At 67.0% G+C, this 15,272-nt stretch carries 14 protein-coding genes, 1 tRNA gene and 1 pseudogene; 2 read left to right on the top strand and 14 right to left on the bottom strand.

Annotated features, from left to right (window positions below):
- Positions 1-17: 17 nt before the first annotated feature.
- Positions 18-2,687 carry a DNA polymerase I gene (polA, locus tag ACO6D6_RS07330; RefSeq protein ID WP_484784523.1) on the bottom strand — a complete coding sequence of 890 codons (2,670 nt, stop codon included), beginning with the start codon at positions 2,685-2,687 and terminating at the stop codon, positions 18-20.
- 32 nt (positions 2,688-2,719) lie between these two features.
- Here polA and ACO6D6_RS07325 point away from each other — a divergent pair, with 32 nt between their 5' ends.
- The gene (locus ACO6D6_RS07325; RefSeq protein WP_484784521.1) at positions 2,720-3,115 is read left to right on the top strand and encodes a PaaI family thioesterase; all 396 of its coding nucleotides are present in this window, start codon (positions 2,720-2,722) and stop codon (positions 3,113-3,115) included.
- On the opposite strand, the gene ACO6D6_RS07320 is transcribed toward ACO6D6_RS07325, so the two are convergent.
- Positions 3,116-3,703, bottom strand: coding sequence for an ANTAR domain-containing response regulator (locus tag ACO6D6_RS07320; protein ID WP_484784520.1), 588 nt, complete (start codon positions 3,701-3,703; stop codon positions 3,116-3,118).
- A gap of 125 nt (positions 3,704-3,828) precedes the next feature.
- On the opposite strand from ACO6D6_RS07320, the gene ACO6D6_RS07315 reads away from it, so the two are divergent.
- Positions 3,829-3,915: transfer RNA gene (locus tag ACO6D6_RS07315), tRNA-Leu, on the top strand.
- Positions 3,916-4,110: 195 nt separating this feature from the next.
- On the opposite strand, the gene pyk is transcribed toward ACO6D6_RS07315, so the two are convergent.
- The 12 genes and pseudogenes from pyk to ftsW form a co-directional block, all read right to left on the bottom strand.
- Complete coding sequence (pyk, locus tag ACO6D6_RS07310) at positions 4,111-5,541, bottom strand: pyruvate kinase (protein ID WP_484784518.1); 1,431 nt, start codon at positions 5,539-5,541, stop codon at positions 4,111-4,113.
- A gap of 22 nt (positions 5,542-5,563) precedes the next feature.
- Positions 5,564-6,484 carry an RluA family pseudouridine synthase gene (locus ACO6D6_RS07305; RefSeq protein ID WP_484784516.1) on the bottom strand — a complete coding sequence of 307 codons (921 nt, stop codon included), beginning with the start codon at positions 6,482-6,484 and terminating at the stop codon, positions 5,564-5,566.
- A 2-nt stretch (positions 6,485-6,486) separates the two neighbouring features.
- Positions 6,487-7,011 (bottom strand): signal peptidase II, encoded by a 525-nt coding sequence (locus ACO6D6_RS07300; RefSeq protein WP_484784514.1) that lies wholly within the window; start codon positions 7,009-7,011, stop codon positions 6,487-6,489.
- Positions 6,975-7,394, bottom strand: a complete 420-nt coding sequence (locus tag ACO6D6_RS07295) for a TraR/DksA family transcriptional regulator (protein ID WP_484784513.1) — start codon at positions 7,392-7,394, stop codon at positions 6,975-6,977. Before ACO6D6_RS07295 ends, ACO6D6_RS07300 begins: the two co-directional genes overlap by 37 nt.
- A gap of 80 nt (positions 7,395-7,474) precedes the next feature.
- Positions 7,475-8,425 (bottom strand): DivIVA domain-containing protein, encoded by a 951-nt coding sequence (locus tag ACO6D6_RS07290; RefSeq protein ID WP_484784511.1) that lies wholly within the window; start codon positions 8,423-8,425, stop codon positions 7,475-7,477.
- A gap of 120 nt (positions 8,426-8,545) precedes the next feature.
- Positions 8,546-8,830 carry a YggT family protein gene (locus ACO6D6_RS07285; RefSeq protein ID WP_484784510.1) on the bottom strand — a complete coding sequence of 95 codons (285 nt, stop codon included), beginning with the start codon at positions 8,828-8,830 and terminating at the stop codon, positions 8,546-8,548.
- A gap of 3 nt (positions 8,831-8,833) precedes the next feature.
- Positions 8,834-9,355, bottom strand: coding sequence for a cell division protein SepF (locus ACO6D6_RS07280; RefSeq protein WP_484784649.1), 522 nt, complete (start codon positions 9,353-9,355; stop codon positions 8,834-8,836).
- Positions 9,356-9,710: 355 nt separating this feature from the next.
- Positions 9,711-10,659, bottom strand: a pseudogene (gene ftsZ / locus ACO6D6_RS07275) (cell division protein FtsZ); the annotation flags it as partial.
- A 121-nt stretch (positions 10,660-10,780) separates the two neighbouring features.
- Entirely contained in the window at positions 10,781-11,500 is a 720-nt protein-coding gene (locus ACO6D6_RS07270; RefSeq protein WP_484784508.1) for a cell division protein FtsQ/DivIB, read from the bottom strand.
- Positions 11,497-12,948, bottom strand: a complete 1,452-nt coding sequence (murC, locus tag ACO6D6_RS07265) for a UDP-N-acetylmuramate--L-alanine ligase (RefSeq protein ID WP_484784507.1) — start codon at positions 12,946-12,948, stop codon at positions 11,497-11,499. The genes ACO6D6_RS07270 and murC overlap by 4 nt, the downstream gene beginning before the upstream one ends.
- Positions 12,945-14,042, bottom strand: a complete 1,098-nt coding sequence (gene murG / locus ACO6D6_RS07260; RefSeq protein ID WP_484784506.1) for an undecaprenyldiphospho-muramoylpentapeptide beta-N-acetylglucosaminyltransferase — start codon at positions 14,040-14,042, stop codon at positions 12,945-12,947. The genes murC and murG overlap by 4 nt, the downstream gene beginning before the upstream one ends.
- Positions 14,039-15,268 (bottom strand): putative lipid II flippase FtsW, encoded by a 1,230-nt coding sequence (ftsW, locus tag ACO6D6_RS07255; RefSeq protein ID WP_484784504.1) that lies wholly within the window; start codon positions 15,266-15,268, stop codon positions 14,039-14,041. Before ftsW ends, murG begins: the two co-directional genes overlap by 4 nt.
- Positions 15,269-15,272: the final 4 nt, after the last annotated feature.

Raw genomic sequence — 15,272 nt, 5'->3', positions numbered from 1 at the left:
CCAGAAGGGTCGGCGGCTCAATGAGCCGCTGTGAACCACGAGTCGCCGACCCCGACCGAAACCTCCAGGGGCACCGCCAGATCCATGGCGGTGCCCATTTCCTTGCGCACCAGTTCTTCCACTGCTTCTCTTTCGCCCGGAAAGATCTCCAGAACGAGTTCGTCGTGCACCTGGAGCAGCATGCGGCTGCGCAGCCCCTCCGCGATCAACCCGCGTTCGACCTCGAGCATCGCCAGCTTGATGATGTCGGCTGCGGAGCCCTGGATCGGGGAGTTCAACGCCGCCCTCTCCGCCATCTCACGCCGCTGCCGGTTGCTGGAGTTCAGGTCCGGCAGGTAGCGTCGCCTCCCCAGCAGGGTCGAGGTGTAGCCCAACTTCCGGGCCTCGGCCACCACCTCGGCCAGGTACTGCTGCACCCCGCCGACCCGCGAGTTGTAGACCTCCATCAGTTCCTTCGCCTCGGCCACGGAGATCCCGAGCCTGGTGCTCAGCCCGTAGGCACCGAGACCGTAGGCGAGCCCGTAGTTCATGGCCTTGACCCGGGCCCGCATCTGCCCCGTGACTTCTTCCGGTTCGACCCCGAAGACGATGGCCGCCATCTCCGCGTGGAAGTCCCTCCCGGACCTGAATGCGGCGATCAGTCCCTCGTCTGCCGAGACGTGGGCCATGAGTCGCATCTCGATCTGCGAGTAGTCGGCGCTCATCAGCGCCTCGAATCCGTCGCCGGCCACGAAGGCACTGCGGATTCGCCGTCCCAGTTCGGTGCGGATGGGAATGTTCTGCAGGTTCGGGTCGGTGGAGGACAGCCTTCCCGTCGCGGCGATGGTCTGCACGTAGGTGGTGTGGATGCGACCGTCCGGTTGGATGGCGGCCAGCAGTCCATCGACGGTCTGGCGCAGCCGGATGCGGTCCCGGTGTGCCAGGAGATGTTCCAGGAACGGGTGTCCGGTGCGTTCGAAGAGACCTTCGAGGGCCTCCGCGTCGGTGGTGTACCCGGATTTCGTGCGCCGGGTCTTCGGCATGTCGAGTTCCTCGAACAGCACCGCCTGCAGCTGTTTCGGGGAGCCCAGGTTCACCTCGTGTCCCAGCACGTCCCAGGCCGCCTGCTGGGCGGCCACGACGGCGGAGTCGAACTCGGCCCGCAGCCCGTCCAGGACGTCCCGGTTCACGGCGATGCCGACGCGTTCGCAGTTCGCCAGGGTCCGTTGCAGCGGCAGTTCCACCTCTTCCAGGAGCTTCGCCGCGGGCTGGGCCTTGAGTTCGGGACGCAGCACCCGGGCCAGTTCCGCGATCGCCCTGGCGCTCAGCATGGCCGCTGCAGCCGTGGCGCCCTCGTCCACCTCGAACAGGGATTCCTGGGTCTCGGCGGCCACCTCCGCCACCAGCTCGCGGTGCAGGTGCCGCTGCACCAGGGAGGCCAGTTCCTGCCCCCTGACGTCGGGCCGCAGCAGATAGGCCGCCAGGGCCACGTCCAGGACCACCCCACCCAGCTCCCAGCCCCTGGCCCAGATCGCCAGCAACGGGCCCTTCGCGTCGTGGACCACCTTGGGGCGTTCCGCGTCCGCCAGCCAACTCGCCACCGCTTCGTCGTCGGCGGGGGTCAGTTTTCCCGGATCGATGAACGCCTCCGGTCCCTCGGCGGCCGCCAGTCCGATGCCCCGAAGATCCCCCGTCCCCGAGCCCCAGACACCGACGAACGAGAGCGCCACCTCCCCCGCGGCGTTCTCCTCCAGCCAGGCCGCCACCTCACCGGGTTCCAGGGCCCTTCCGGTGACGGTGAACGCTTCCGGGGTCTCGTTCCGTTCGTCCCCGTTGTTCCCGTACAGCTGGGAAAGCCTTTCCCTGAGGGAACGGAACTCGAGGGCGGCGAACAACTGGGTGATGGCCTCCCGGTCCCAGTCCCGGCGTTCGGTCTGCTCGAACCCCAGGGGCAGTTCCAGGTCCCGCAGCAGCCGGTTCAGGCGCCGGTTGCGCCGCACCTCGTCGAGATGGTCCCGCAGCGACTGGCCTGCCTTGCCCGGAACCTGCTCGGCGCGTTCGATGATGTTCGCCAGGCCGTCGTAGGTGTTGATCCACTTGGCCGCGGTCTTGGGTCCGACCCCGGGAACCCCGGGCAGGTTGTCGCTGGTCTCCCCCACCAGCGCCGCCAACTCCGGGTAGCGCTGCGGCGGCACGAGGTATTTCTCCTCCACCGCGGCGGGTGTCATCCGCACCAGGTCGCTCACCCCCTTGCGCGGGTACAGCACCGTGGTGCGGTCGGTCACCAGCTGCAGGGCGTCTCGGTCGCCCGTCGAGATCAGCACCTCGTAGCCCGCGGCCTCCGCCCGGGTGGCCATGGTGGCGATGATGTCGTCGGCCTCGTAGCCGGGCAGTTCGACGTGCGATATCCGCAGCCCGTCGAGGACCTCCTTGATCAGCTCCACCTGTCCCCTGAACTCCTGCGGCGAGGCGCTCCGGGTGGCCTTGTACTCCGGGTAGGTCTCGTTGCGGAAGGATTCCCGTCCCACATCGAAGGCGACTGCCACATGGCTCGGTTTCTCGGCGGTCAGCAACCCGATGAGCATGGAGACGAAACCGTGCACGGCGTTCGTGTGCTGTCCCGTCGAGGTCTGGAAGTTCTCGGCGGGCAGGGCGAAGAAGGCCCGGTAGGCCATGGAGTGTCCGTCGATGAGGAGCAGGCGATTCACGACCCCAAATCTACTGTGCGAGACTGGCGATCATGATCGACGCCACCGCGGTACCCCCTTCTTCGCTGCACGAAAAACTGGGCATCGAGATCACCTCGGCCAGTGCGGCAGAAGTGGTCGGTTCCATGCCCGTGGCGGGCAACACACAACCCGCCGGGCTGCTCCACGGGGGAGCGACCGCGGCCCTGGTGGAGGGCCTGGCCTCCCTGGCGGCCTGGTTGCACGCCCAGCCGGAACGGGTCGCTGTGGGTGTCGACCTCAACCTCACCCATCTGCGCCCAGTCACCTCGGGCAGGGTCACGGGCAGGGCGGTTCCCGTTCATCTGGGAAACGGAACCACCGTTCACACGGTTGAGGTGCGCGACGACAACGGGCGGCTCACCGCCGTCGGCCGCTTGACGTCCCGGCTCGTGGCCCCGCGGAAGTGATCACTTCTTCCGTTTGTGGGAGATGACGCCCTCGGCGACCTCGCGCATCGACTTGCGCAGGTCCATGGCGGTCTTCTGGATCCACCGGAACGCCTCGGGTTCGGTCAGCCCCAGCCCCTCCTGCAGCATTCCCTTGGCCTGGTCGATGATCTTCCGGGACTCGAACCGGTCCTCCAGGTTCGCCAGTTCCTCCTCGATGGCCCGCATCTCGGCGAAACGCCCGATGGCCACCTCGATGGCAGGCACCACCTCGCTGGCCCCGAAGGGTTTGACGAGATACCCCATCACACCGGCGTCACGCGCCCGCTCAACCAGTTCGCTCTGGCTGAAGGCGGTGAGCATGAGGATGGGGGCGATGCGTTCCTCACCGATGATCTCGGCCGCGGTGATGCCGTCCATGCCGGGCATTTTCACGTCCATGATTATCAGGTCGGGCTCCAGCTCCCGGGCAAGCTTGACGGCCTCCTCGCCATCCGCGGCCTGTCCAACAACTTCAAAACCTTCTTCGGTCAGCAACTCCACCAAGTCGAGGCGGATGAGTGCCTCGTCCTCGGCAATGAGCACTTTCTTCGGCCGCTTCTGGCCCATGCTTACAGCTCCATTCCCCTTCGAGTGGACCGATAGGTCTCCAGACATGGATTCAGCAGGCATTCTAGCGTGCCACTAGGGGTTCAGGCGAAGAAACGGGCATTTGTGGCACAATGGTCCTCGTTGCCCGGGTGGCGGAATGGTAGACGCGACTGACTCAAAATCAGTTGGCCCAAAAGGCCGTAGGGGTTCGAGTCCCCTGCCGGGTACCACGGCGCGAGGATGTGGGAGCCGGCGAACCGGTTCCCACATCCTCGCATTTCTGGACCGGATTTCGTTGCGGAAGTCACACCCGGCCGCGGCGCACCGGACCGGGCGATCCGGCGCCCCACCATCGTGACCGCTGATCCCTCAGCAGGAACACGACGGTGGAAACGCCGCCCCTTCCAGCACCTTCTCGTCCGGGCCTAGGCGTCGTTCTCGCCCTTGGCCTTGACCTTGTGGACGCGCAGGTTGTTCGTCTTCCCGGGAACACCCATGGGTGATCCGGACAAAATGACGATGCGTTCACCGACCTCGATCATGCCCCGCTCCCGGAGGAACGCGTCGACGGTTTCCACCATCTGCTCCTGAACCGTGAAGTCCGGGGTGATGTGGGCCTCGACACCCCAGGTGAGGGTCATGGCCTGCCGGGTGGCCACCTCCGGGGTGAACACCAGCAGCGGGATGGAGGCGCGCAGGCGCGACAGGCGCCGGGCGGTGTCGCCGGATTTGGTGAAGGCGACCAGGTAGCGAGCACCGACCCGCCGGGTGACCTCCACCGCCGCGTGCGCGAGAACGCCTCCGGTGGTGTGGGGATCCCAGTTGATGGCGTGGATCTCTGCGTGGCCGTCGTGTTCCGTGGCCTCGACGATCCGGGCCATGGTCTGGACGGCCTCCACCGGGTAGTCGCCGACGGAGGTCTCGCCGGAGAGCATCACGCCGTCCGCGCCGTCGAGAATCGCGTTCGCCACGTCGGAGGCCTCGGCGCGGGTGGGTCGCGGGGCGGAGATCATGGACTCCAGCATCTGGGTGGCGACGATGACGGGTTTCGCCCACTTGCGCGCCGCGCGGATGATCTGCTTCTGAACCAGGGGCACGTCCTCGAGCGGAAGCTCAACCCCCAGGTCACCGCGAGCAACCATGAAGGCGTCGAAGGCGTCGACGATCTCCTGGAGGTTCGCGATCGCCTGCGGCTTCTCCAGTTTCGCGATGACGGGGATGCGGCGGCCCTCCTCGTCCATGATCTCGTGGACCCGTTTGATGTCGTCGCCGCTGCGGACGAAGGACAGCGCGATCATGTCGATGTCCTTCGACAGCACCCAGCGCAGGTCCCGTTCGTCCTTCTCGCTCATGGCGGGAACCGACACGGCGACCCCGGGCAGGTTGATTCCCTTGTTGTTGGACACGGTCCCCGCGACGACCACTTCGCAGAGCACCTCGGTGGGCGAGACCTCCAGGGCCCGCAGCCCCACCTTGCCGTCGTCGATCAGGACCTGGTCACCCGGTTTCACGTCCCCCGGAAGGCCCTTGAAGGTGGTGGAGCAGCGCTCCTTGGTGCCGAGGATGTCCTCGATGGTGATGGTGAAACGGTCCCCCCGCTCCAGGTAGTGCTTCTGGTCGTCGGCGAACCTGCCCAGACGGATCTTCGGTCCTTGGAGGTCGGCCAGGACACCCACGGTACGACCGGTGATCCGGGCGGCTTCACGTACGGCATTGAGCCGGTTTTCGTGCTCGACGTAATCCCCGTGGCTCATGTTGAGACGGGCGACGTTCATTCCGGCGTTTATGAGTTGAACGAGACGGTCTGTCGTGTTTGCAGACGGACCCAGAGTACAAACGATCTTTGCTCTACGCACGCCGTAACCCTACCTCACGGCTTCAATCCGACCTCACCTCGCGCAGGGCGTGTTCAAGGTCCTGCGGCGGCCTTGATTCGAACTCGACGCGGTTGCCCTCCAGCGGATGCTCGAAGGCCAGGTGGGTGGCGTGCAGCCATTGCCTGTCCAGCCCGAGCCGCTCGGCCAGGGCGGGATCCGAACCGTAGAGCGGATCCCCACAGCAGGGGTGCCCGATAGCGGCGAAATGGACCCGGATCTGGTGGGTGCGCCCGGTCTCCAACCTGACCTCGACGAGAGTGGCCGCGCGATGCGCCTCAAGGGTCTCGTAATGCGTGACCGATTCCCGGCCGCCCTCCACGATCGCCATTTTCCACTCATGCCCCGGATGCCTACCGATCGGGGCGTCGATGGTTCCCGAGAACGGGTCGGGATGCCCCTGCACGAGCGCCTGGTAGGTCTTGTCGACGGCCTTGTCCCGGAAAGCCTGTTTCAGAACGGAATAGGCCCGTTCGGAACGGGCCAGCACCATCAGCCCGGAGGTCCCGACGTCGAGTCGCGAGACCACTCCCTGCCGTTCGGGGGCCCCCGAGGTCGCTATGGCGATCCCCGCCGCGGCCAGGTGTTCGGTGACGGAGGGCCCCTCCCAGCCCAGGCTCGGATGGGCCGCGACCCCCGCCGGTTTGTCCACCACCACTATGTCCCGGTCCTCGTGGATGATCTCCAGGCCACCGACCAGCCGGGGTCTGGCCACCACCCGGGTGGGACGGGGATCGGTGACCAGCTCCAGCATCGCCCCCGCGGTGACGATCTGGGAGGCCCGCTTCACGGTCTCACCATCCAGCAGCATTCCCCCGGCCGCGATCAGCTCCGCCACCCGGGAACGGCTGTGCCCCGTCACCCGGGAGGCGACGACATCGACCCGCTGACCCGCCAGGGCGTCCGGCACCAGGAAAACGCTCATGCCTACTCCGTCCGTTTCTCCTCGCCGGAGGAACCACGAAGGCTCAGCAGCACCACCAGGACGGCCGCGCTGGTGATGCAGATGTCGGCCACGTTGAAGATGGCGAAGTGGGGCAGCTGGATGAAGTCGACGACATGCCCCAGCAGCGGGCCGGGGGCCCGGAGGAGCCTGTCGTGGAGGTTTCCCGAGATACCCGCCATCAACAACCCCACGGCGAGCCCCTGGGGTAGGGTGCGCACCCTGCGCAGCGCGATGAAGACGCAGACCAGCAGCGCCACGATCGCGAAGATGCTGAGCGCCAGGGTCATCGACGCGCCCAGGCTGAAAGCCGCCCCCGGGTTGAACGTCAGGTTGAACCGCAACAGGGAACCGATCACCTCGACCGGCCGCCCGGGTGTGAGGCCGCCCAGCACGGCCCCCTTGGAGGCCTGGTCCGCTCCCAACCCCAGCAGGGCGACGCCAAAGGCGAGCAGGGTTGGGAGCCCGCGGTTCAGCGGCGTTCCTCGCGCTGTTTGCAGGCGACGCACATCGTCGCCCGCGGGAAAACCTGAAGCCTGCCCTTCCCGATCGGGTTCCCGCAGGCCTCGCAGAGCCCGTACTGGCCCTCGTCGAACAGGTGCAGGGCGAGCCGAGCCTGATCGGCCATCTCCCGGGCGTTCTGCGCCAGGGACAGCTCCTGGTCGCGTTCGAAATTGGACGAGCCGACATCGGCGGGATCCCGTCCGGCTCCATCATTGCCCTGCAGGAGGAGATCGCTCAACTCGCTGTCGGTGGCGGCCACCTTCTTGTCGAGTCTTTCCAGTTCCTCGACGAGAACCTCGCGTTGTTCCCGGATCTCCTCCGGGGTCCATGGCTCCTCGCCGTCACGGACGGGAAGGATCACGGGCTCTGAGGGGTTGGTGGATGGCATTGTCTCGTCCTCGGGGGTTTGTGTGACGGTCCGGCGAGACTACACCCTCACCGGACCATCAACCAGTCTTTTGCCTTCGCTCAGGCCAGGCGGTCCTGAGCGGCGAGCGCGTCCAGGCGGGGGGTCCTGGAACGCTCGGCAAGCTCCGGGACGTCCAGGGGCTCGGGCAGGTTCTGTTCAAGGGATTCGAGGTGCCGCGACAGGTAGCCGCGCATGTTCTCGCGGTAGCTGGACTCGAAGCCACGCAGAGCGGCGACCTTCTGGGTGAGGATGCCCTGTTCCCGTTCCAGTTCGGCGAACAGCTCGGTGCGGCGGCGATCCACCTCACCGTTGACGCGATCCGCACGGCTCTGGGCATCGCGGTTGATCTGGTCCGCGTTGACGCGGGCCTCGGACTCGATGCGCTCGGCGCGGGTGCGGGCGTCCGTGGTGATCTCGTAGGCCTGCTGCTTCGCCTCGTTGATCTTGCGCTGGGCCTCGTTGTTGGCCTCGTCCACGAGCCTCTCCGCCTGCTCGGTGGCCAGCGACACCAGCCGCACGACGGCGGGGGTCGCCTCTTCGCGGGTGGCGACCTGCAGGGTCTCCACGTTGCCTGCCATGTGACTGACACGGGAGCTGCGGGCCTCGTCGAGTTCGCGGCGGGTGCGGTCGAGTTCGCTGCGGAGCCGTTCGTTGTCCTGGGTGAGCTGAGCGACGCGGTTGTCATCCAGCTGCCCGGGGGCCGCCACGGGAACCTGCTGCTTGGACTGCTGGGCCATCTGGTTGCGCAGCCGCTCGAGTTCGCCCCGCAGCGAGTTGATCTCGTGGTCCTTGGCGGCGAGAGCCTCGTCATTGCCGGCGGGCACTGAATCCCCGGTTGTGCGGGCGGCCTCCACCTCCCGGCGAAGCAGGTCACGCTCGTTCTCGAACTGCGCGAACGACTCCTCCACCTTGTCAATGAAAGTGTCGACATCACCGACCTCGTACCCGGTGGCACCACGGCGTGCCATCCGGAACCGGACTCGGCGAACCTCTTCCAGGGTCAGGCTCATCTTTACTCCCACACGGTTGAAGAATCTTTGTGCCCGATCCTGAGAAACTCCGGACACAACGTTAAGGTTACTCTAATAGTTCATCAGATCCAACGATCTGAACGGGCACGACACGCCCGGTCAGAACGGGATCCGGAGCACGAGGCTCCTGAGCAGGTAGATCACCAGGAACAGCACCAGCACGGCCAGATCCAGTGAAACCATCCCCATCCGCACCGGTTTGATGAACGAACGAAGCAGCTTCAGGGGCGGGTCGGTGATGAAGTAGACGGACTCCACCATCACCAGCACCGCCCCTCGCGGGGTCCAGCCCTGGTTCATCAACGGCACCCAGGAAAGCAGGACCCTCACCAGGAGGACCAGCATGTAGACCTGGAGGAACCAGAACAGCGTCAGCGCAACCACAGGTCAGCTCTGGTTGAAGAAGCCGCCGGTGGCCAGTTTCTGTTTGTCCTCGGGCCCGACGACAAGGTTGTGCGGGCACAGCAGGAAGACCTGGCTGGAGATGCGTTCGATGTTGCCGCGCAGCCCGAAGATCAGGCCGGCGGCGAAGTCGACGAGCCGCTTGTCCTCCCCGCGTTCCATGTCCGAGAGGTTCATGATGACGGGAATCCCATCGCGGTAGTTCTCCCCGATGGAACGGGCCTCGTTGTAGCTGCGGGGCCTCACATAGATGATTCGGCTGAGATCTGTCACCTGACGCGGCTCCGAGGTGGGGGTGGATACGGATGCCGCCCCGGAGGCCTGGTCAGGAACCGGCGCGGGGGCCGGTGCCGGTGCGGAGGCATCGGACCTGACGGCGTGGGGACGGCGGTGGAGCTTGGCCACGGGCTTGGGCTCGGGCTCCGGCTCCACGTACTCATCCACCGAGTACTCCTCGGACAGCTCGTCCTTGGGGTCGCTGTAGCGCCCGTCCTCGACGAGACCCATCCATTCAGCCAGCTTCCGTACACCCACGGCACGCCTCCCTAAAACACTTTCGTCGTTTGAGACTACAGACAGGGTGCCCGGAACCGGGTGCAATGACCGCCGACACGCCGTCACTTCATGAAGTCGGGCACATCCAGGTCGTCATCATCGTCCGCCCGCAGCGGTCGCGGTTCCGGACGGGCCGGCGGCATGGGCGTGACGTGCGGAGGGGCCGTGCGGGAACCACCACCGCCGGTGAGGGGTGTGCCCCCCACGAGCGGGCTGGCGTTGGGCACGCCTCCGAAACCTCCGCGGGGCTGGGGCGGCTGCTGCTGGTTGCCGCGGGTGGCCTCGATGCGCGGCGGGCGGGGCGGATGCCCACCGTCGAAGCCGGCCGCGATCACGGTGATCCGGACCTCGTCGCCCAGCGCGTCGTCGATGACCGTGCCGAAGATGATGTTCGCCTCGTCGTGTGCGGCCTCCTCGATGAGCTGGGCCGCGGCCGAGACCTCGAACAACCCGAGGTCCGAGCCACCCGCGATCGACAGCAGCACCCCGTGGGCGCCGTCGATGCTGGCCTCCAGCAGCGGGGAGGAGATCGCCATTTCCGCCGCGGCGCGGGCCCGGTCCTCACCCCGGGCGGATCCGATGCCCATCAGGGCGGAACCCGCCTGGCTCATGATCGATTTGACGTCCGCGAAGTCGAGGTTGATCAGGCCGGGGGTGGTGATCAGGTCCGTGATGCCGGAAACACCCTGCATAAGCACCTGGTCCGCCTGCTTGAAGGCGTCGAGAATGGCCACCTGGTGGTCGGTCATCTGCAGCAGTTTGTCGTTGGGGATGACGATCAGGGTGTCCACCTCCTCCCGCAGCGCCTCGATACCGGAGTCCGCCTGGGTGGCGCGGCGGCGGCCCTCGAAGGAGAACGGACGCGTCACCACACCGATGGTGAGGGCGCCGAGGGAACGGGCGATCTTGGCGACTATGGGCGCGGCCCCAGTGCCGGTGCCGCCCCCCTCACCGGCCGTGACGAAGACCATGTCGGCGCCCTTCAGGGCCTCTTCGATGTCCTCGGCGTGATCCTCGGCGGCCTGGCGTCCCTTGGCAGGATCCGCCCCGGCTCCCAGACCACGGGTCAGCTCACGGCCGACGTCGAGCTTTACGTCGGCGTCGCTCATGAGCAATGCCTGGGCGTCGGTGTTGATGGCGATGAACTCGACGCCGCGCAACCCGGCCTCGATCATCCGGTTGACGGCATTCACTCCGCCGCCGCCGACACCAACGACCTTTATAACCGCCAGGTAGTTTTGAGATGCGCTTGCCATGACCGCCATTCCTGTCCTCGTAGTCGAAAAGAAGGCTAGGGGCAGACGGGCGCACTATCCAACGACCATGCCGCAACTTCCAGAAATCACCTCAACCAGAGGTTGAGGGTTTCGGGAGCCGTCAGCGTGTCGTCGGGGCGTGCGGAGCCGACACGTCGTAGACGGTGGCGTCCTGACTCAGCAGCACCGAAAGCACCTGGGCCTTCACCTGGGATTGTTCAGCACTGCCCCACACGACGGTGTCCCCGTCGGACAACTGGATCTCGATTCGATCCACGGCCGAAGCCTGAAGCAGTGTGATCCGATCCCCCAGCACCGGGACCACGGCGGAGACCACCGTGGCCACATCCTTCAAGAGGCGCTGATCGGGGGCCGCGATGTTCGCCGTGACGATCCCCTGCGCCGTTTCTCCCCCCTCGTGGAACACCACACCGTTCGCATCGACCCAACGGGCCACGCCCTCGTCCAGCCACACGTAGGCGAGGGTGCGTTCGGTGATCGTGATCTCGATGGTGTGCGGGAAATGCCTTTCCACACGCACCTCGGCCACCGGCGCCAGCGCCGCCACCCGGCCGCGGATCGCGTCCACGTCCTGGGTGGCGAGCGGGCCGCCGAGCTCGACGGCGGCGGCGTCGGTCACCTGCTGCTCGGTGAGCAGCGACAAACCGTTGATCCTGACCTCGGTAGCGGCGAACACCGAGGAGAACCAGACCAGCCAGGTGGCGATCCCGGCCAGCAGCAGCACGAGGCACCCGGAACCCAGGAGTATCCAACGGGTCCGGCGCTGCCTGCGGCGCCTGGCCTGCAACGCCTTCTTGAACTCGCCCGGCGTGGTCGTCAACGGTTCTGCGCCTCCGGGCGCTCGGCCAGCAGCGGCGCAAGCAGCGGACCCACGATCGTGACGTCGCCACAGCCGAGGGTGATGATGAGATCCCCCGGGCGGGAGATCTCGTTCAGGGCCGCAGGAAGGTCGTACTTGTCAACCACGTAGACCACCTCGCGGACCCCGTGCCGCCGGGCGGAGTCCACCACGAGCTGCCCCGTGACCCCGGGGATCGGGTCCTCGCGGTCACCACAGACATCGTTTATGACCGCGATGTCTGCGAGGGTCAGCACCTCGCCGAGCTCCTCGTGGAGGTCCGCGGTCCGGGAGTACAGGTGCGGCTGGAAGCAGGCGATCAGGCGCCCGTCCAGTCCCGTGTCCTCGTTTCCCACCTCGGTGGCGTGCCGCGCTGCGGTCAGGGCCGCCCGGATCTCCGTCGGGTGGTGGGCGTAGTCGTCGTAGACCCGGATCCCGGCGGTGTCGGTGATGAGCTGGAACCGGCGCAGCGTTCCCGTGAACCCTCCGAGCGCCGCCAGCGCCTCCTCGTGCCCGAGACCGAGGATACGTCCCGCCGCGTAGGCGGCCGAGGCGTTGGACAGGTTGTGGTTGCCCGGCACCTTGAGCCGGAGCACCCCCGTCTCGTCCCCGTACCGGAGGGTTCCGGTGATTCCCTCCCTGACCGGGCTGGCATCCGAGACCCGCACATCGGCGTCCTCGGCGAATCCGTAGCGGATCACCTGCCGGCCCTCGGCACGGAGCCTGTCCGCCAGCGCGCGGGCACCGGGATCATCCACGTTCACGATCGCCCACTCGACGGTGGGGAGGGTCGCGAAGGTGTGGTAGCCCTCGGCGTAGGCCTCCGGGGTGCCCCAGTTGACCATGTGGTCGGGTTCGATGCTGGTGATGATCGCGATCCGGGTCGGGTACTGGAGGAAGGAGCCGTCCGATTCGTCCGCCTCGATGACGAAGGCGTCCCCAGTGCCGATGTCGGAGCTGACCTTGGTGGCAGCGAGCTTGCCGCCGATGACATAGCTGGGGTCGGTCCCCGCCTGCTGCAGCATGACGGCCGTCATGGCCGTGGTGGTGGTCTTGCCATGGGTGCCGGCTATCGAGACCCCGCTCCTGCCCATCATGAGGGCGGCCAGGGCCGCCGAGCGGTGCCAGACCCGCAGGCCACGGCGGCGGGCCTCCGCGAGCTCCGGGTTGTCCTCACGGATCGCGGAGGAGATCACCACGGTCCTAGCGTCACCGAGCTGGGATGCGTCGTGGCCGACGTAGCAGGTGATCCCCGCATCCCGCAGGGAGTCCAGGGTGGCGGAATCCGACCGGTCGGAGCCGCTGGTGGGGATGCCGAGCTTCGCGTAGAGCCGAGCGATGCCGTTCATCCCGGAACCACCGATGGCTATGAAATGAACGGGACCGACCTCGACGGCGGGTTGGACCTCGACTGGGGTGAGCAGGCTCACGATACCTCTTCTCCTCGAACAACGTTGACGGCGGCCCTCGCCAGGACATCGGCGGCGTCCGCGGGCGAGTGGGGACGGGCCAGCCCGGCCATGCGGGCCAGCTTCTCCGTATCCGTGATGGTGGGGATCACCAAGCCCGACAGTTTATCGGCGCTGAGTTCCGCCTCGGGAAGCAGGATGCCCGCACCGTCCGCAACCAGTCCCGCGGCGTTCCGGGCCTGTTCGCCGTTGCCCCAAGGCAGGGGAATGAAGATCACGGGCAGCCCCAGAACCGCGGTCTCCATGACGGTGCCCGCCCCGGCCCGCCCGATCATCAGGTCCGCGGCCACGTATGCCTCGACCATGGCGTCGACGTAGGCCACCGGGACGTAGCGCGCCCCGTTTCCGGACTCGATCACGACATCCGCGTCCGTGAAGTTCTTGGCGCCCAGCACGTGCAGCACCTGGATTCCCGCATCCAGGATGGCGGGAACCGCGGCGGAGAGCGCCTGGTTGATGGCCCGCGCCCCCTGGGAGCCCCCGCTGACGAGCAACGTCGGCCGGTCGGGGTCCAGGCCGAAACGCTGCCTGGCCTCGACCTTGGTGATCCCGGGCCGCGTGATGCTGCGGTTCATCGGCATCCCGATCCGTCTTCCCCCCCGGATCAGGGTGTCGGGGAAGGTGTAGCCGGTGAAGGCCGCGAATCTGGCGGCCACCTTGTTCGCGATACCGACCACCCGGTTGGCCTCGTGCACGAGAACGGGAACCCGCATGGTGCGGGCCGCCAGGTAGGCGGGGATGGCGACGTAGCCACCGAAACCGATCAGCGCCTGGGCCCTCGCCCGGCGCAGGATGGCCCGCGCCTGGCGCACGGACTGGGTCAGGTTCCAGGGCAGCTTCACGAGATCGAGGTTCGGTTTCCGCGGCATGGGGACGGGCCGGATCAGTTCCAGCCTGAGCCCGGCCTGCGGTATCACCCTGGTCTCGAGCCCCTTGCGCGTCCCGATGCAGGTGATCTCCACCTCCGGGTCCAGTTCGGCCAGGGCCTGGGCCGTTGCGATCAGCGGGGAGGTGTGGCCGGCGGTGCCGCCACCGGCCAGCACGATGCGGGTCACGATTTCCCTCCCGCCGCGAGCACGCTGGTCATGCGCGGCCCCGCCCCCCGGCGCCGGTTCTCGAGATAGGCGCGGGCATCGGGGGTGTCCCGGGCGCAGGCCAGCAACACGGCCACGGCGAGCAGATTGGACATCAGGGCGGACCCCCCTGAGGAGATGAAGGGCAAGGGGACACCGAGCACGGGCAGCAGGTTCATGACCACCATTATGTTGACGATCGCCTGGAGCAGGAACCATGCGGTCACGCCGGAGGCGGCGATGCGGTTGAACAGCTTGTCGGACTTGAGGGCCACCTGGAATCCACTGCGCATCAGGAGGGCGAACAACCCGATCACGAGCAGCACCCCGAACAACCCGAGCTCCTCCCCCAGCACCGCGAACACGAAATCCGTGTGGGCACCGTCCTTCAGGCCACCCCATTTCTGTTTGCCCGCCCCTAGACCGAGCCCCCACCAACCGCCGCTGGCCAACGCGTACAGCGCCGAAAGGGGCTGGGAGGCCAGATCCAGGTTGGCCTGTGGATCGAAGAAGGCCATGAAACGCGCCATCCGGTTCTCCGAACCCATCACCAGCACCATCACGACGCCGACCGCCGCCAGCAGTGACGGCACCAGGATCCGCAGCGAGGTCCCGACGAAGAACAGCAGGGAGAAGATCATGGCGCCGAAGATCAACCCGGTGCCGAGGTCCCGTCCGGCCAGGATCAGCGCCAGCATCGCCAACGCCCCCGGGATGAAGGGCAGCAGCAGCTGGGCGGGTTCCTTCAGCCTGCGGCGTTTGTTGTGGAACAGGGCGGCCGCCCACAGCACCAGGGCCAGTTTCGCGAACTCGGAGGGCTGGATGGTCAACAATCCCCCGATCCGGATCCAGTTGCGGTTGCCGTTGGTCTCGTAACCCAAGGGGGTCTGGACCAGGATCAACCCGATCAAGGCGGCTAGCCACACGGGGGCCGCGAGCTTCCGCAGCGTCTCGGGTTTCATCCGGCTGACGGGGATCATCAGGAGCAGCCCGATGACCAGGAAGATGAGCTGGCGGATCACGTAGTAGTAGGGGGACTCCCCCTGGAAAAGCGCGATCACCGACGACGACGACAGCACCATCATCTCGCCGATTGCCGTGAGGATGACCGTCGCGAAGACGATGAGGTGGTGATCCGCCATCGGGGACCGGGTCAGCGCCCGCACCACGTTGCCGGACGACCGTCCGGCGGAGGGCGCTTTGGCCATTGGC

This window comes from Arachnia sp., from assembly GCF_057238465.1.
Note: the sequence above shows the minus strand (reverse complement) of the source record. Positions and strands in the feature narration are given on the sequence as shown.